The sequence below is a fragment of the Amycolatopsis roodepoortensis genome (genome assembly GCF_024628825.1).
Taxonomy (GTDB): domain Bacteria; phylum Actinomycetota; class Actinomycetes; order Mycobacteriales; family Pseudonocardiaceae; genus Amycolatopsis; species Amycolatopsis roodepoortensis.
This window is the reverse complement of record NZ_CP102415.1, coordinates 7,169,182-7,184,661: the sequence shown is the minus strand read 5'-3', so window position 1 is coordinate 7,184,661 and position 15,480 is coordinate 7,169,182. Positions and strand designations below refer to the sequence as shown.

Annotated in this window: 16 protein-coding genes; 8 read left to right on the top strand and 8 right to left on the bottom strand. The window is 70.0% G+C overall.

The window, feature by feature from the left end; genetic code table 11:
- Positions 1 to 26: 26 nt before the first annotated feature.
- On the bottom strand, positions 27 to 1,280 hold the full coding sequence (locus NQK81_RS34475; RefSeq protein WP_257484792.1) for a helix-turn-helix transcriptional regulator: 1,254 nt from the start codon (positions 1,278 to 1,280) through the stop codon (positions 27 to 29).
- Positions 1,281 to 1,414: 134 nt separating this feature from the next.
- On the opposite strand from NQK81_RS34475, the gene NQK81_RS34470 reads away from it, so the two are divergent.
- A complete protein-coding gene (locus tag NQK81_RS34470) occupies positions 1,415 to 2,305 on the top strand; it encodes an NADP-dependent oxidoreductase (RefSeq protein ID WP_257484791.1) in 891 nt (296 codons plus the stop codon).
- A gap of 24 nt (positions 2,306 to 2,329) precedes the next feature.
- On the opposite strand, the gene NQK81_RS34465 is transcribed toward NQK81_RS34470, so the two are convergent.
- From NQK81_RS34465 to NQK81_RS34450, 4 genes are all read right to left on the bottom strand, one after another.
- Complete coding sequence (locus NQK81_RS34465) at positions 2,330 to 3,238, bottom strand: lysophospholipid acyltransferase family protein (protein WP_257484790.1); 909 nt, start codon at positions 3,236 to 3,238, stop codon at positions 2,330 to 2,332.
- On the bottom strand, positions 3,235 to 4,017 hold the full coding sequence (locus tag NQK81_RS34460) for a GNAT family N-acetyltransferase (protein WP_257484789.1): 783 nt from the start codon (positions 4,015 to 4,017) through the stop codon (positions 3,235 to 3,237). The genes NQK81_RS34465 and NQK81_RS34460 overlap by 4 nt, the downstream gene beginning before the upstream one ends.
- 176 nt (positions 4,018 to 4,193) lie before the next feature.
- Complete coding sequence (locus NQK81_RS34455) at positions 4,194 to 5,153, bottom strand: electron transfer flavoprotein subunit alpha/FixB family protein (RefSeq protein WP_257484788.1); 960 nt, start codon at positions 5,151 to 5,153, stop codon at positions 4,194 to 4,196.
- Positions 5,154 to 5,179: 26 nt separating this feature from the next.
- Positions 5,180 to 5,965, bottom strand: coding sequence for an electron transfer flavoprotein subunit beta/FixA family protein (locus NQK81_RS34450; protein ID WP_126734521.1), 786 nt, complete (start codon positions 5,963 to 5,965; stop codon positions 5,180 to 5,182).
- A 243-nt stretch (positions 5,966 to 6,208) separates the two neighbouring features.
- Between NQK81_RS34450 and NQK81_RS34445 the strand changes: the two genes are divergently transcribed.
- Entirely contained in the window at positions 6,209 to 7,060 is an 852-nt protein-coding gene (locus tag NQK81_RS34445) for a DegV family protein (RefSeq protein WP_257484787.1), read from the top strand.
- On the opposite strand, the gene NQK81_RS34440 is transcribed toward NQK81_RS34445, so the two are convergent.
- Positions 7,041 to 7,463: a hypothetical protein gene (locus tag NQK81_RS34440; protein ID WP_257484786.1), complete on the bottom strand. Its 423-nt coding sequence runs from the start codon at positions 7,461 to 7,463 to the stop codon at positions 7,041 to 7,043. The two genes, NQK81_RS34445 and NQK81_RS34440, sit on opposite strands and share 20 nt — an antisense overlap.
- Positions 7,464 to 7,533: 70 nt before the next feature.
- Here NQK81_RS34440 and NQK81_RS34435 point away from each other — a divergent pair, with 70 nt between their 5' ends.
- The 5 genes from NQK81_RS34435 to NQK81_RS34415 all read left to right on the top strand — a co-directional run bounded on the left by NQK81_RS34435 (position 7,534) and on the right by NQK81_RS34415 (position 11,874).
- On the top strand, positions 7,534 to 8,307 hold the full coding sequence (locus NQK81_RS34435) for a class I SAM-dependent methyltransferase (protein ID WP_257484785.1): 774 nt from the start codon (positions 7,534 to 7,536) through the stop codon (positions 8,305 to 8,307).
- Entirely contained in the window at positions 8,304 to 9,815 is a 1,512-nt protein-coding gene (locus tag NQK81_RS34430) for a 1,4-alpha-glucan branching protein domain-containing protein (RefSeq protein WP_257484784.1), read from the top strand. The genes NQK81_RS34435 and NQK81_RS34430 overlap by 4 nt, the downstream gene beginning before the upstream one ends.
- A gap of 13 nt (positions 9,816 to 9,828) precedes the next feature.
- A complete protein-coding gene (locus NQK81_RS34425) occupies positions 9,829 to 10,314 on the top strand; it encodes a glutathione peroxidase (protein ID WP_125673501.1) in 486 nt (161 codons plus the stop codon).
- A gap of 271 nt (positions 10,315 to 10,585) precedes the next feature.
- Positions 10,586 to 11,647 (top strand): chymotrypsin family serine protease, encoded by a 1,062-nt coding sequence (locus NQK81_RS34420; RefSeq protein WP_257484783.1) that lies wholly within the window; start codon positions 10,586 to 10,588, stop codon positions 11,645 to 11,647.
- Positions 11,647 to 11,874: a hypothetical protein gene (locus tag NQK81_RS34415; protein ID WP_257484782.1), complete on the top strand. Its 228-nt coding sequence runs from the start codon at positions 11,647 to 11,649 to the stop codon at positions 11,872 to 11,874. Before NQK81_RS34420 ends, NQK81_RS34415 begins: the two co-directional genes overlap by 1 nt.
- On the opposite strand, the gene NQK81_RS34410 is transcribed toward NQK81_RS34415, so the two are convergent.
- Positions 11,862 to 13,628 carry a glycoside hydrolase family 2 protein gene (locus NQK81_RS34410; RefSeq protein WP_257484781.1) on the bottom strand — a complete coding sequence of 589 codons (1,767 nt, stop codon included), beginning with the start codon at positions 13,626 to 13,628 and terminating at the stop codon, positions 11,862 to 11,864. The two genes, NQK81_RS34415 and NQK81_RS34410, sit on opposite strands and share 13 nt — an antisense overlap.
- Positions 13,629 to 13,736: 108 nt before the next feature.
- On the opposite strand from NQK81_RS34410, the gene NQK81_RS34405 reads away from it, so the two are divergent.
- Positions 13,737 to 14,990, top strand: coding sequence for a glycosyltransferase family 4 protein (locus NQK81_RS34405; protein ID WP_257484780.1), 1,254 nt, complete (start codon positions 13,737 to 13,739; stop codon positions 14,988 to 14,990).
- Positions 14,991 to 15,274: 284 nt separating this feature from the next.
- Here NQK81_RS34405 and NQK81_RS34400 read toward each other — a convergent pair whose 3' ends face one another.
- Positions 15,275 to 15,406 (bottom strand): hypothetical protein, encoded by a 132-nt coding sequence (locus tag NQK81_RS34400; RefSeq protein WP_255431986.1) that lies wholly within the window; start codon positions 15,404 to 15,406, stop codon positions 15,275 to 15,277.
- Between the last annotated feature and the right edge of the window lie 74 nt (positions 15,407 to 15,480).

Below are 15,480 nucleotides of genomic sequence, written 5' to 3'. Positions count from 1 at the left end.
AACCTCCAGCCCGGTGGAGGTCAAGCTCAAGACACCGACTCCAGACGCAGCTCACGCGCCAGCACCGCGGCCTCGCCGCGCGACGTGACCTCCAGCTTCCCCAAGATCTTCCGCACGTGGAACTTCACCGTGTGCTCGGTCAGCGCCAGCTCTTCGGCGATCTGCCGGTTGCGTTTCCCGCGCGCGATCCCGGCGAGGACTTCGAGTTCGCGCGGGTTGAGCCGGTCGAGCGGGCGCAGTTCCGGCGTCTCCTGGACGCCCAGCGGCAGGACCGCGGTGATCGTGGCGCCCCAATCGGGTACGGCGTCGACCTCCCACCGGCCGCCGAGCGGGGTGATCCGCTCGGTCAGGCCGGTGGCGGGCACGGCGCGGGCGACGTCCGGGCCGTCGTCGCGCACGGTGACCCGGAGGTGCTGCCCGTCGATCCGCCAGGACGCCCGGACCCGGCCGGCGCCCCGCTCCAGCGCGGCGAGCACGAGGCCGCGCGAGACCGTGCGCGCGGTGTGCGCGATGTCCTGCGGGAGCGGCCGTTCGTCGTCCGGCCCGGCGAGGTCGACGGTCACGTCGTCGTGGCGCACCAACGGAGCCAGCTGCGTGACGAGGGTGCCGAACGCCTCCGACGCCGGCTCAGCCGAGAGTTCCTGATCGCGGTCGGCGATCGAGCGCAGTTCGACCAGCGCGGTCGCGGCGAGATCGGTCGCGGTCTGCCGGGCGGCGGCGTCGCCGAGCTTGCGGGACCGCAGCACCGCGAGCAGCGACGTCAACGTGGTCGCGTGCGTCTGCCCCAGATCGGTGATCGCCCGCGCCCGCGCGGTGGCCGCCGCGATGTTGCTCTCCAGGACGGCGGGCTCGGGGTCGGTGGCGCGCTGGGCGGCGTTCACGCTGACGATGTCCCACAGCTTCGCGACGAAGTCGAGCGCGCTGCCCGACGGCTCGTCCTCGGTGGGGACGAGCGCGATCATCGCGCCCTTGCCGATCACCGGCGCCGAGGTCAGGACGACGAGTTTCCGGCGTTTCCCGCCGAGTGTCCCTTCGGCCACCACCGCCTTGCCCGGGACGCCGAGCGCGGCGAGCCGCTGAAGTTCGGCGCTCGTGACCGCGCCGGTGATCGCCGGATCGCCGTGGACCTTGATCGGCAGGCGGGAGCAGTCACCGGTCTCCATCGCGGCGGCGCGGTGCGGCAGCACGGCCGCGGCCGTCGCGGAGAAGCGCGGCAGGAGTTCGGGGCGCGGAGCGGCGAGCATGTACTCGACCTGGCTCAGCACGTGCAGCGGGTCCATGACCCCACAGTAAGCGCGTTCCGGCGCGGGGACGCTGCTCTCCCGGCTAGTGAACACTGCTCGTCCGGCTGGTTCGGGCGAGGCCCGGGCGCCGGTTGACTGATCGCAGCGAAGAAATCCGATGAGGAGTGAACATGCGAGCGATCACCATCACCCAGTACGGCGAAGCGGATGTCCTGCAGGCGGCCGAGGTTCCGCTGCCGGAGCCCGGCCAGGGTCAGGTGCGGGTCGCGGTCAAGGCCGCGGGCGTCAACCCGATCGACTGGAAGATCAGGTCCGGCGCGATGGCGGAGGTCCGCCCGGTCGACTTCCCGCACATCCTCGGCCTGGAACTGGCTGGCGTCGTGGACGCGGTGGGCGAAGGCGCCGATTTCGCCGTCGGTGACGAGGTCTTCGGCTGGTCCGACACCGGCGCTTACGCGGAGTACGCGCTGGCGACCACCGTCATCCGCAAGCCCGCGGGCCTTTCGTGGGCGGAGGCCGCCTCGCTGCCCATCGTCGGTGAGACGGCGTTGCGGGTGCTGGGCGAACTCGAGGTCAAGCCGGGCGAGACGGTGGTGATCCACGGCGCGAGCGGTCAGGTCGGCCGGATCGCGACGCAGGCCGCGGTCGCGCTGGGCGCCACGGTCGTCGGGCTCGCCGGGGCTTCGTCACTCGACGAGGTGAAGGAGCTCGGCGGGGTGCCGGTGCGGTACGGCGACGGCTGGGTGCCGCGGGTCCGTTCGGTCGCGCCGGACGGCGTCGACGCGGTGTTCGACGCGGCGGGCTTCGGTGTCCTGGCCGAGTCCGTCGACCTGCTCGGCTCACCCGACCGGCTGATCACCATCGCGGACCCGGCGGCTTACGCACAGGGGCTGAAGTTCTCGGCGAGCGGCTCGCAAACCCAGGCCGTGCTGGAGGATCTGGTCGCGCGGGAGCTGAAGCTGAAGCTGGGGTCGAGTTACGCGCTCGCCGATGCCGCCGAAGCGCACCGCGAGAGCGCGACCGGTCACGCGGGCGGGAAGATCACGCTGGCCCTGTCCTGAACCTCGTGAGTGGTAAGGACGGTTCTAACCGTCCTTACCACTCACGAGACCAGACACCTTCGTGACCTCCACTGCCGCCGGAACCGCTGCCGCGCGCCGCCGCCGCTGCACCGGGATCTGCACCCGCCCGAGCGCCGCCTGCACCGCGGATTCCGCCAGCAGGGCCAGTTCCCGCCGGTCCGCGGCGCGGCCCGGCGCGATCTCCGGGCACACGTGCACCTCCAGCACCAGACCGCGCAGTGCCGCGACCCGCCGCAGCGAGGCGATGAGCGACTCCGGCCCGATGAACGCCGGCTGGGTCGTCTCCCGCCCGTCGGCGAGCCGGAACCGCAGCGCGAGCGGCCGCACCGGGACCCCGCCGTCGATCGCGGCCTGGAAGGTCGCCGGGCGGAACCGGCCCGAGCCGAGACCGCACCAGGTGGTGCCTTCCGGCGTCACGCTCACGAGTGATCCGCCGCGCATCGCGTCGGCGAGTTCGTCCATCGTCGCGGGCAGGCTCCGCAGGTTCTCCCGGTCGAGGAAGATGCTGCCGCCGCGGCGCACCAGCAGGCCGAGCACCGGCCAGGCGCCGACCTCCTTCTTGGCGAGCGCCCGCATCGGCTGGACGGCGTTGACCGCGATGATGTCCAGCCACGAGATGTGGTTGTTCACCACGAGCGCGCCACGGCCGGGCACGGCACGGAACCGCTCGTCGCCGAGCACGCGCAGCTTCACCCCGAAGGATTTCAAGATCCCGACGAAGAGCAGGCGCACCAGCCGTTCCCGGGGCATACCGCGCAGCACGAGCACCAGCGGCGCCGACAGGAAGGCGCCGAAGATGACGCCGATCGCCGCGGTGAACCGCAGGACGCGCCGGCCGAACGCCACCGTCGGCGCCCCTTCGCTCAGGCAGCCGTCGCCGCACGGCGACTTCGGCATCCAGGCGTGGGTCATCCCTGCACTCCCAGGAAGTACTTGAGGTATCGCTCGTCGACGTTGTGCAGATCCAGCAGGACGAAGAAGTCCGCGACACCGAAATCCGCGTCGAGCGCGGGCGGGCCGTAGATCTTCGCACCCAGGCGGGTGTAGCCCTTGATGAGCGGCGGGAGGATCGCGCGGGCGGGCCGCTCGACACCCTCGGTCCGCCACGGGTTGAGCGGCGTCACCCGAAGGGATTCATCCGCGTAGTGCTTGGCGCGCAGGACATCCCAGACGCCCGCCGCGTAGGCTCCGCCGTCGGTCAGCGGCACGGAGGCGCAGCCCGCGAGATACCGGTGGCCCGCCAGCAGCATGTAGCGCCCGATCCCCGCCCAGACGAGGCTCACCACGGCGCCGCTGCGGTGATCGGGATGCACGCACGAACGCCCCGTCTCGACCAGCGAAGGCCGCAGCGAATCGAGCGCGGTGAGATCGAATTCGCTGTCGGAGTAAAGCTTTCCCGCCCGCGCGGCCCGATCGGGCGGCAGCATCCGGTACGTGCCCACGATCTCGCCGGTGTTGTCGTCCCGCACCACGAGGTGGTCGCAGAACTCGTCGAAGTAGTCGACGTCGAGCCCGGGTTCGAGGGAATTGAGCGTCGCCCCCATTTCCTCGGCGAACACCTGATGGCGAAGGCGTTGCGCGGCAACGACTTCTTCGTTCCCGTTCGCCACGAGAAGGGAGTAACGCGGCGCATCGGCCGGGAGTTCGACACCTGCCTGGTCAGTACTGACGAGGAGCTGTGACGTCGTCATGACCCAGGTCTACCCCTCAGGGGGTACCAACGACAATGCGCCCGATGGCCGAATAGTGCACGTTCAGTTAATTGCGGGTTCTCAGGGTTCTCTCAGGCTGGAAGATCACTTTCGGATCACAGAAAAGGGACCGCCCGGGAAATAAATCCCGGACGGTCCCGCTCCTAACGAAGGACTCAGCCCTTGCGCTTCTGGACCTCTTCGGTCAGCTGCGGCGCGACGTTGAACAGGTCGCCCACCACACCGAAGTCGGCGATCTCGAAGATCGGCGCCTCGGCGTCCTTGTTGACCGCGATGATGGTCTTCGAGGTCTGCATACCCGCGCGGTGCTGGATCGCGCCGGAGATGCCGAGCGCGATGTACAGCTGCGGCGAGACCGTCTTACCGGTCTGGCCGACCTGGAACTGCGCCGGGTAGTAGCCCGAGTCGACGGCGGCGCGGGAAGCACCGACGGCGGCACCGAGCGAGTCGGCGAGCGCCTCGACGACGTCGAACTTGTCGGCCGAGCCGACACCGCGCCCACCGGAGACGACGACCGAGGCCTCGGTCAGCTCCGGCCGGTCACCGCCGACGATCGGCTCGACGCCGGTGATCCTGGCGGACTTCGCCGGGTCACCCGCGGGGACCTCGACGGTCTCCTCGGCGGCGGCACCCTCGGCCGGAGTCGCCTCGACCGCGCCCGGGCGGACCGAGATGACCGGGATGCCCTTGGTGGACTTGGACTTCACCGAGAACGCGCCACCGAAGATGGACTGGTCGACGCTGCCGTCGCCGTTCACGCCGACGGCGTCGTACAGCAGACCGGAGCCGAGGCGGACCGCGACCCGGGCGGACACCTCCTTGCCCTCGGCGCTGGCCGCGACGAGCACGGCGGCCGGGGAGGTCCGCTCCGCGAGCGCGGCGAGGACGTCCACCTTCGGGGTGACCAGGAAGCCGGTGGCGTTGTCGCCCTCGGCGACGTACACCTTGGCGGCGCCGTGGGCGGCGAGGGCTTCCTTCGCCTTGGCGGCGGTGCCGGTCGGGCCGACGACGACCGCGGACGGCTCACCCAGTTCACGAGCGGCGGTCAGCAGCTCGAGCGTGACCTTCTTGACTTCACCGTCGACGTGGTCGACGAGGACGAGTACTTCAGCCATTTCCCTATTCCTCCTCGAAACCTGTCTCAGATGAGCTTCTGCGCGACCAGGTAGGCGGCCACCTTGCTGCCGCCGTCACCCTCGTCCTCGACGCGCTCGCCGGCGGTGCGCGGCGGCTTCGGGGAGGCTTCGAGCACGGACGACCAGGCGTTGCCGAGGCCGACCTCGCCGGCGTCGACGCCGAGGTCCGCGACGGTCAGCGTCTCGACCGGCTTCTTCTTCGCGGCCATGATGCCCTTGAAGGAGGGGTAGCGCGGCTCGTTGATCTTCTCGCCGACGCTCACCACCGCGGGCAGGTTCGCCTCGAGGTGCGTGACGCCGTCCTCGGTGTAGCGGTCGGCCTTGATCGAGGTGCCCTCGACGGTCAGCTCGTTCACGTGGGTCAGCTGCGGCAGGCCGAGCAGCTCGGCGATGATCGCCGGCACGGCGCCACCGCGGCCGTCGGAGGCCTCGTTACCGGTGATGACCAGGTCGAAGCCTTCGACCTTCGAGATCGCGGCGGCGAGCACCTTGGCGGTGGCGATCGCGTCGGAGCCGTGCAGGGCCTCGTCGGAGACGTGGATGGCCTTGTCGGCACCCATGGACAGCGCCTTGCGGATCGCGTCGGTCGCGCGGTCGGGACCCACCGAGACGACGGTGACCTCGCCCTCGCCGGCTTCCTTGATCTTCAGGGCTTCTTCGACGGCCTTCTCGTTGATCTCGTCGAGCACGGCGTCGGCGGATTCGCGGTCAAGAGTGTTGTCGGCACCGGAGAGCTTCCGCTCCGAGTAGGTGTCCGGTACCTGCTTGACCAGGACAACGATGTTCGTCATGGGTCTACTTCGACCTCCCGTTGGTGGCCGGCGTCGGCCACGGGGCAACAGCTCTACTGGCCGGTAGATTAGGGCCATTTCAGCGTCGCGGCCCCCCGAGGTGACCTCATTCACCTGGATGCACGTTTTAATGGGACCATCGTCCAGGTAATTCACCCGTAAGTGAGTGTTACCGGCCGACTAACCCGAACGGCCGTATTCCGGGGTACTCGCGCCGAGGGCGAGGCGATAGCCTGCCCGACCATGCGTTCCATGCCCGGCCCCGTCGCCGTGATCACGGACTCCACCGCCTGCCTTCCCGCCCCGGTCGCCGAACGCTGGGGAATCGGCGTCGTTCAGGTGCAACTGCAGGTCGGAGAGCAGTTCGACGAAGAGAACCGCTACGACCGCGAGGAGATCATCGGCCATCTGCGCGCCGGAACCCCGGTGAAGACGGCGCCGCCCGAGGTCGCCGCGTTCTTCTGGGCGTTCCAGGACGCCGCGAGCAAGGGCGCCTCCGCGATCGTCAGCATCCACATCTCGGGCCGCATGTCGGAGACGGTGAACGCCGCCCGCGAGGCCGCCCAGCAGGTGAACGTCCCGGTGCACGTCCTCGACAGCGGGACCACCGGCATGAGCCTCGGTTTCGCGGCGACCTCGGCGGCCAAGGTCGCCGCCGCCGGCGGGCAGGCCGCCCGGGTGATCGACGCGGCCGAACGCCGGTTCCGCGGCAGCCGGGAGATCCTCTACGTCGACACGCTGGAGTTCCTGCGCCGCGGCGGCCGCATCGGCGCCGCGCAGGCCTTCCTCGGCTCGGCGTTCTCGATCAAACCCCTGCTGACGGTGAAGAACGGCGAGGTCGCCCCGCTGACCCGGGTCCCGGGCCAGCGGCGGGCGCTCAACAAACTCGTCGACCTCGCGGTGGAGTGCGCGGGCGATCAGGACGTGGAGGTCGCCATCACCCGGTTCGGCCCGGACGAACGCGATCTCGAGATCGGCGGACGGCTGCGGGCGCGGCTGCCGCATATGGTCGACAGCACCCTGGCGGACGCCAGCATGATCCTCGGCGCCCACCTCGGCCCCGGCGCCATCGGCATCACGGTTTCGCCGGTGTGACCCGCTTCGACGGGATCAGCGCCAGCACGATCGGGAGCACCGCGCCCAGCGCCGTCGTCACGACGATCAGCACCTGGTCCACCGGCTCGAAATGCGAGACGTGCCCCAGGTGGTAGAGGAAGTGCGGGAGCCCGAAACAGAAGGTGGCGAGCGCGGCGAGCCTGGCCACGGCGGTCGTCCCGATCACGGCGGCGCCGATCAGGATCGCGGAAAGCGCCAGGTTGAGGCCGCCGAAGTCCTGGATCAGGTGTTCGTTGAAGGGGCCGTCCATCGCCACCCAGCCGGTGCGGAACCCCGGGAAGTCCCGGTAGAAGCCCTCCGGGCTGATCAGCGGCCACAGCCCGACGGGCAGTTCGATGAGACCGAAGACGACGAGCAGTACGCGGGTGAATGTCCGTTGCATACCTCCTGGACTGGACAGCGCCGCGAAACGTGACACGCGGGCCGAAGTGACCGGCCGGTAGGGTCGCGGCGTGACCACCCCAGCCACCAGGGCCGAAGCGCTGCACCTCACCGGTGAACGCACCGTGCCGGGCATCGCCGAGGAGAATTACTGGTTCCGGCGCCACGAGGCCGCGTATCAAAAGCTCCTGTCCCTGTGCGAAGGCAAGACCGTCCTGGAGGCCGGGTGCGGCGAGGGCTACGGCGCCGGGCTCATCGCCACGGTCGCCGCGCGGGTGCTCGCGCTCGACTACGACGTCCCCACCACCGAGCACGTCGCCCGCCGCTACCCCGGCGTCGGCGTGGCCAGGGCGAACCTGGTGTTCCTGCCGCTGCGCGACGCCTCGGTCGACGTCGTCGCCAACTTCCAGGTGATCGAGCACCTTTGGGACCAGGCCGCCTTCCTCGCCGAATGCCGCCGCGTGCTCTCCCCCGGCGGACGGCTGATCGTCACCACGCCCAACCGGCTGACCTTCACCCCGGACAGCGACACCCCGCTCAACCCGTTCCACACCAGGGAACTCGCACCGTCCGAATTGGACGGACTGCTGCGTGACGCCGGTTTCGAGGTCGAGACGCTGCACGGCCTCCACCACGGCGAGGGTGTCGCGAAGCTGGACGCCAAGTACGGCGGCTCGATCATCGACGCGCAGCTCGACGTCGTCATGGGGCAGCTGCCCGGGCAGGCGACCTGGCCTGCCGAACTGCTCGCCGACGTCGAAGCCATCCAGGCCACGGACTTCGCGATCCACGGCGAAGACCTCGACGCCAGCCTCGACCTCGTGGCCGTGGCGGTGCGCGCATGAGCGAGTACGAAGGCACGTTCTGCCTCGTCGTGCACAGCCACCTGCCGTGGCTGCCGCACCACGGGTCCTGGCCGGTCGGCGAAGAATGGCTTTACCAGGCGTGGGCGCACTCCTACCTGCCGATGGTCGACCTCCTGCGCCGCTTCGCCGACGAGGGCCGCGACGACGTCCTCACCCTCGGGATGACGCCGATCCTCGCCGCCCAGCTCGACGACCCGTACTGCATCGACGCCTTCCACGACTGGCTCGGGCATTGGCAGCTGCGCTCCTGGCACGCGTCCACGCTGTGGCGCGGCGACCCGCTGCTGCGCGAGCTCGCGGCCAGTGAGTACCGGACGGCGCTCGAGGCATCGGAAGAACTCGAAACCCACTGGCGGCACGGTTTCTCGCCGATCCTTCGGTCCTTTGTGGACAACGGGACGATCGAACTGCTCGGCGGCCCCCTGGCGCATCCGTTCCAGCCGCTGCTCGATCCGGCGGTCCGCGACTTCATGCTGCGCGGCGGGCTGGCCGACACCGCGCTGCGGATCGGACGGCGTCCCGAGGGCATTTGGGCACCTGAATGCGGTTACGCGCCCGGAATGGAAGCCGGATACGCCGCCGCGGGCGTCCGGCGGTTCATGGTCGACGGGCCGTCCCTGCACGGCGACACCTCGGCGGCGCGGACCGTCGGTGATTCCGACGTCGTCTGCTTCGGCCGCGACCTCGAAGTCACGTACCGCGTCTGGTCGCCGAAGGCCGGCTACCCCGGCCACGCCGCGTACCGCGACTTCCACACCTGGGCGCACGAAGTCGGCCTCAAACCGTCCAGGGTGACCGGCAAGACCGTCGAGCCGCCGGACAAGGCGCCGTACGACCCGGCGATGGCGACGGCCACCCTCGGCGGCCACGTCCAGGACTTCGTCGACACCGTCGTCGCCCGGCTGCGCTCGCTCAAGGCCGAGCACGGCCGCGAATCGCTCGTCGTCGCCGCGTACGACACCGAACTCTTCGGACACTGGTGGCACGAGGGCCCGGCCTGGCTCGAAGGTGTCCTGCGCGCGCTGCCCAAGGCGGGCGTCCGCGTCACCACGCTCAAGGGCGCGCTCGAAGCGGGCCACCTCGGCGGGAAGGTCGATCTCCCGGCGTCGTCGTGGGGCTCGGGCAAGGACTGGCGGGTCTGGGACGGCGAGCAGGTCGCCGACATGGTGCGGGACAACGCCGCGCTGCAGCACCGGATGCTGGACCTGGTCACCGGGATGGACACGACGACCCGCGACGCCGTCCGCGACCAGGCCGTCGCCGAGGCGATGCTGGCGCTGTCGAGCGACTGGGCGTTCATGGTCACCAAGGATTCCGCCGCCGACTACGCGCGGCGGCGGGCGAAGGTGCACACCGAACGGTTCGACACGCTCGCCGGGCTGCTCCGCGACGGTGCGCTCGACCGCGCGCGGGAGACCGCGGCCGCGTTCCGGCGCGACGACGGACCGTTCGGCCACGTCGACGCGCGTGATCTGCTGAGGAAATGACGAAAGGGAGAGCATGGGGATCCACGACATTCCGCTGAAGACGCTCGCGGGCGAGGACACGACGCTCGGCGCGCTCGAGGGCAAGACGCTGCTGGTGGTGAACGTGGCGTCGAAATGCGGGCTGACGCCGCAGTACACCGGGCTGGAGAAGCTGCAGGAACGCTACGCGGACAAGGGTTTCTCCGTCGTCGGGTTCCCGTGCAACCAGTTCGCCGGCCAGGAGCCGGGCACCGCCGAGGAGATCCAGACCTTCTGCTCGACGACGTACGGCGTTTCGTTCCCGCTGTTCGAAAAGCTGGACGTGAACGGCGAAACCCGGCACCCGCTCTACACCGAGCTGACCAAGGCGGCCGACGCGGAAGGCGCCGCCGGGGACGTGCAGTGGAATTTCGAGAAGTTCCTCGTCGCCCCGTCCGGTGAAGTGGTGGGACGATTCCGCCCGCGCACCGAACCCGAGGACGAAGTGATCACCAAGGCGATCGACGCCACGATCGGCTGACCCGCGCTTTCCACCGAACAGGCCGGCTCTCCGGAGCCGGCCTGTTTCCTTTTCCGGCGATCCGGTGACCAAAGTCCTCGAACACCCCCGGCACTCGCGCGATGGCCGGTTGCTCGATCACAAACCCTTGCCACACAAGGGAAATAATGACATTCGTCGGTGAAGCGCCGTACCCGATTGCACTATGGCGCCGCCCTGCGAACAGGGGAACACTCTTTCGTCGGGAGTCCCGCACTTCGTCAACGCCGACAACCAGAAAAGTGTGGCCGAAATGATCGAGAACAATATGATCCCGGACGATTTCCTCTCCCTCGCGAGCGTGCAGGCGGCCGAAGAGGACTCGTTGCTGAACCGGCAGAACGTGGTGGGTGTCGCGCTCGGTACCAAATGGTCCGGGGGCAGGGACACCGGTGAGAAGGCGATCACCGTCCTCGTCGACACGAAGATGCCGCACGAGATGCTGCGTGACGACGACCTCGTCCCCGCGACGCTGGCGGGTGTGCCCACCGACGTCCAGGAGGTCGGCGTGCTGCAGGCGGGCCGCAGTATCGCGCCACCGAAGGCGAACGGCTCCTCCACCGTGCTCGACGACGTCCCGGCGCCGGCCCTGAGCCGCCCCGACGAACTCGCCCGTGAGCAGGTCGGTCCGTTCACCCTCGCCAAGAAGTTCCGCCCGGCGTTCGGCGGGCTCAGCGTCGGGCACTTCAAGATCACCGCCGGCACCTACGGCACCGCGGTCTACGACGCGACGGCGCTGCCCGGCAAACCGCCGCGGTACTACATCCTGAGCAACAACCACGTGCTGGCGAACTCCAACGCGGCCGCCATCGGCGACCCGATCCTGCAGCCCGGCCCGTTCGACGGCGGCGTCGTCCCCACCGACGTCATCGCCAGGCTGAGCCGGTTCGTGCCGATCAAGTTCATCCAGCCGGGGCAGCCGGTGCCGTTGAACTTCGTCGACGCCGCGATCGCCGAAGGCCAGTTCCACGACCTCGACCGGCGGATCTTCTGGGTCGGCGAACTCAAGGGCACCAACGTGGCGCCCGCGGTCGGCACGCTCGTGCAGAAGACCGGCCGGACCACGAACTGGACGACCGGGCGGATCACGAACATCAACGCCACCGTCGACGTGAACTACGGCGGCGGCCGGGTGGCCCGGTTCGCGCAGCAGCTGCTGACCACCGACATGTCGGCCGGTGGCGACTCGGGCAGCCTCGTGGCGGACCTGAGCGAGAACGCCGTCGGCCTGCTGTTCGCCGGCTCGCCGGTGGTCACCGTGATCAACCGGATCTCGCTGGTCGAAGCGTCGCTCGGGATCCGGGTGCACCCGTAGTGGCCGACGAAGTCTCCGACATCGACGCCGCGCTGGTGGCGGCGTCCCGGTGGCTCGACGACGTCCCGGGAGTGGTCGGCGTCGGGCAGGGCGAGGCCGAGGGGGCACCCACGGTCGACGTGTGGATGAACCCCGGTCACGACCCCGGGCAGCTGCCTTCTCAGCTGCTCGGGGTGCCCGTCCGGGTCCGGGATTCGGGTGGGCCGGTGGAGGCTCAGCCGGACTGACCCGCTTCGATGACCGCGCGATTGCGGGCCGCGACGGTCGCCGCGTCCGCCTTCACCACCCGCCGGTCGTAGGTGAGCAGGCCGTTGACCTCGTTCTCGACGTCGGTGGTCTGGGTGTAGATCGCGCCGGAAAGGCCGGTTCCGGCGATGATCCGTTCGAGGTGTTCGCTGACCTCGGCATAGCGCTTCGTCAGCTGTGCCGAGGTCAGCGTCATCTCGTAGGCCTGCGGCTCTCCCGGCCAGCGGTGCTCGTCGAGGACCAGGCCGAGGCCGCCGTACTCACCGTCGACTATCACCCTGCCGTCCTTCACCGCGGGTTTCCCCGGCCCGACGTAGGTGTGGTCGTCGTAGACGTCGCCCGCGCCGGTGTCCGGCCGCGAGAAGCAGCAGTTCACCCCGCTGTTCGCGACGACGAGCCTGGTCGGGTCGAGATCCTTCACCAGCTTCGCGATCCGCGCGGTGTCGAATTCGCCCCAGCCCTCGTTGAACGGCACCCAGCCGACGATCGAGGTCACCCCGCGCAGCTGCTCGATCATCTCGGTCAGTTCGGCTTCGAACCGTGCCTGGGCCTCCGGGACCGGGTCCGGCGCGGTGCCGGGCGGACCGTCGAAGGAGACGGTGAGCGACGGCATGTCCTGCCAGACGAGCAGGCCCAGCCGATCCGCCCAGTGATACCAGCGCTCCGGCTCGACCTTGACGTGTTTGCGGACGAAGTTGAAGCCGAGTTCCTTGGTCTTCTCCAGGTCGAACCGCAACGCCTCGTCGGTGGGGGCGGTGTGGATCCCGTCCGGCCAATAGCCCTGGTCGAGCGGGCCGTGGAGGAAGGTGATCCGGCCGTTGAGCGCGATCCGCGGCCTGCCCTGGACGTCGGTGACCGTCCCGATCGTGCGGAGCCCGGTGTAGGACTCGACGACGTCGAGCGGGTTGCCGCTTTCATCGAGTAGGCGGACCTGAAGGTCGTAGAGATACGGATCGTCGGGTGTCCAGAGGCGCGGCGAAGGGACCTCCGCGCGCAACTGCTGTCCTGCCTCTCCCTCGACGCGTGCCACTTCCGGGCCGTCGGGCTCGCTCACGATCAGCTCCACCCGGGCGCCGCCTGTGACCTTCGGCACAACCGTCACCCCTTCGAGATCCGGCGTCGTCTGGAGATCCCGGACGTGCGCGGACGGCACGGGCTCCAGCCAGACGGTCTGCCAGATACCCGACGCGGCGGTGTAGAAGATCCCTTCCGAGTCGTTCCGCTGCTTGCCGACGGGGTGGGTCGATGCGTCGGTGCGGTCCGTCGCGCGGACGGTCAGTTCCTGCGATCCCGACGGGCGCAGCACGCCGGTGATGTCCGCGCTGAAGGCCGTGTATCCGCCTTCGTGGACGGCCACTTTCTGGTTGTTGACCCAGACCTCGGCGGACTGGTCGACGGCGCCGAAGTGGAGCAGCACGCGCTGACCGTCCCAACCGGACGGGACCTCGAAAACCCTGCGATACCAGAGGGTTTCGTCCCGCCGTCCGATACCGGAGAGCGCCGACTCCGGCGGGAACGGCACCAGGATCCGCTCGCCGTACCCGTTCCGGCCGGGCGCGCCGCTGCCCGCGTACTCCCAGACGCCGTTGAGGTTCAGCCAGCGTTCGCGGACCAGCCGCGGACGCGGGTACTCCGGCAGCGCGCCGCCGGGCCCGACGTGCGCGGACCACGGCGTCGAGAGCACCGGTTCGACGGACTTGAAGGCCGGTCCGGCCGCGTTCACCGAAGACGTCATCGACCCGATGGTGGCAAAGATCGTCGCTCCTGTCGCGCTCGATCGGGTTCACCGGGAGGGGTGATCGCCCCGTCCCGGTGACGACCGACTCACGAGTAACCTCCACCCATGCGCGTGCTGATGTTGTCGTGGGAGTACCCACCCGTGGTCGTCGGCGGACTCGCACGGCACGTCCACGCCCTGGCCAGGCATCTCGCCCGGCAGGGGCACGACGTGGTCGTCCTGTGCCGTCACACGGCGGGCACCGACGCCGAGACCCACCCGAGGACCGATCGCGTGGTCGAAGGCGTCCGGATCATCCGGGTCGCCGAGGATCCGATGCACGTGACCTTCGAACGGGACCTCGTCGCGTGGACGCTGGCCATGGGGCACGCGATGGTCCGCGCCGCCACCGACCTGCTGCGCACCTGGCAGCCGGACGTGGTGCACGCCCACGACTGGCTGGTCACCCATCCCGCGATCGCGATCGCGGAGGCCGCGCGGGTGCCGCTGGTCGGCACGATCCACGCCACCGAGGCCGGGCGGCACTCCGGCTGGCTCTCGCATCCGCTGAACCAGCAGGTTCACTCCGTCGAATGGTGGCTCGCGAACCGCTCGGACGCGCTGATCACCTGTTCGCAGGCCATGCGCCGCGAGGTGGCGCACCTGTTCGAGGTCGACGGCGACGCGGTCACCGTGATCCACAACGGCATCGAGGAACGCACCTGGCAGGTGCCCGCGGAGGAGGTCGCGCACGCGCGCGAGGTCTACAGCCCCTCCGGCGCGCCACTGCTGCTCTACTTCGGACGGCTGGAGTGGGAGAAGGGCGTGCAGGACCTGCTCGCCGCGCTCCCCCGGATCCGCCGCGCCAAACCGGGGACGCGGCTGGTCGTCGCCGGCAAGGGACGGCATCTGGAGGAACTGGTCGACCAGGCACGCAAGCTGCGCGTGCGCCGCGCGGTGGACTTCGTCGGGCACCTGTCCGACCGCGAACTGCGCGCCGTGCTGGCCGCGGCCGACGCCGTCGTGCTGCCCAGCCGGTACGAGCCGTTCGGCATCGTCGCGCTGGAGGCGGCCGCCGCGAAGGCACCGCTGGTCGCTTCGACCGCGGGCGGGCTCGGCGAGGTCGTCGTCGACGGCGAGACCGGCCTGGCGTTCAGCCCTGGCGACGTCGAAGCCCTCGGGGACGCCGTCGAGGCGGTGCTGGACGACGAGGTCGCCGCCGCCCGGCGGGCGCTGACCGCTCAGTCGCGCCTGGCGGCGGACTTCGACTGGGGGCGGATCGCCGAGGCGACCGTCGCGGTCTACCGGCGGGCTCGCGTCGCGGAGCCGGTGGAACTGGGGCGGCCGAAGATCGCGACCGGGAACGCCTTCGAGCCCTGATCCCGCCTGGTGTTTCGTGGTGCGAAAGCCACTTTCGCAACGTTGAAGGTTGCGAAAGTGGCTTTCGCAACGTCGGCGGGGTGAGCGGCCGGCCGTGTCGAGGCATGTCGCGAAAGCCACTTTCGGGACGTCTGATGTCCCGAAAGTGGCTTTCGCGACATGCGCGCCGCCGCGGGAAGGCGGGGGCGGAGGGGAATCCGGGACGTCGGGGGACCCGGATCCCCTCCACGAGCGTCGCGGGTCGCGAGGGGCGCGACCCCCGGGGCTGCTCTAGGTGACGCCGGTCAGAAGTGGCACGGCCGGACACAGTCCGGCTGCGCCGAGACCCCGGCCGAAGCGGACACCGCCGGGGCGGCGAGGGCGACGGCGAGGACGGCGAAGGTCGCGGCCAAGAGGGTTCTCAACTGCTTCTTCATGGTGGCTCCTCGGGAAACGGGCGGAATCCCCACCCGGCGCAGAGCATCCGCGCGACCCGCCGCCGAAACAACGG

What these genes read in the sequence shown, in the direction of transcription:
- NQK81_RS34410 (WP_257484781.1), bottom strand. Translation starts at nt 13,628, where the DNA reads ATGACGTCTTCGGTGAACGCGGCCGGACCGGCCTTCAAGTCCGTCGAA.
- NQK81_RS34460 (WP_257484789.1), bottom strand. Translation starts at nt 4,017, where the DNA reads ATGACGACGTCACAGCTCCTCGTCAGTACTGACCAGGCAGGTGTCGAA.
- NQK81_RS34425 (WP_125673501.1), top strand. Translation starts at nt 9,829, where the DNA reads ATGGGGATCCACGACATTCCGCTGAAGACGCTCGCGGGCGAGGACACG.
- NQK81_RS34470 (WP_257484791.1), top strand. Translation starts at nt 1,415, where the DNA reads ATGCGAGCGATCACCATCACCCAGTACGGCGAAGCGGATGTCCTGCAG.
- NQK81_RS34445 (WP_257484787.1), top strand. Translation starts at nt 6,209, where the DNA reads ATGCGTTCCATGCCCGGCCCCGTCGCCGTGATCACGGACTCCACCGCC.
- NQK81_RS34440 (WP_257484786.1), bottom strand. Translation starts at nt 7,463, where the DNA reads ATGCAACGGACATTCACCCGCGTACTGCTCGTCGTCTTCGGTCTCATC.
- NQK81_RS34400 (WP_255431986.1), bottom strand. Translation starts at nt 15,406, where the DNA reads ATGAAGAAGCAGTTGAGAACCCTCTTGGCCGCGACCTTCGCCGTCCTC.
- NQK81_RS34430 (WP_257484784.1), top strand. Translation starts at nt 8,304, where the DNA reads ATGAGCGAGTACGAAGGCACGTTCTGCCTCGTCGTGCACAGCCACCTG.
- NQK81_RS34405 (WP_257484780.1), top strand. Translation starts at nt 13,737, where the DNA reads ATGCGCGTGCTGATGTTGTCGTGGGAGTACCCACCCGTGGTCGTCGGC.
- NQK81_RS34420 (WP_257484783.1), top strand. Translation starts at nt 10,586, where the DNA reads ATGATCGAGAACAATATGATCCCGGACGATTTCCTCTCCCTCGCGAGC.
- NQK81_RS34475 (WP_257484792.1), bottom strand. Translation starts at nt 1,280, where the DNA reads ATGGACCCGCTGCACGTGCTGAGCCAGGTCGAGTACATGCTCGCCGCT.
- NQK81_RS34465 (WP_257484790.1), bottom strand. Translation starts at nt 3,238, where the DNA reads ATGACCCACGCCTGGATGCCGAAGTCGCCGTGCGGCGACGGCTGCCTG.
- NQK81_RS34450 (WP_126734521.1), bottom strand. Translation starts at nt 5,965, where the DNA reads ATGACGAACATCGTTGTCCTGGTCAAGCAGGTACCGGACACCTACTCG.
- NQK81_RS34455 (WP_257484788.1), bottom strand. Translation starts at nt 5,153, where the DNA reads ATGGCTGAAGTACTCGTCCTCGTCGACCACGTCGACGGTGAAGTCAAG.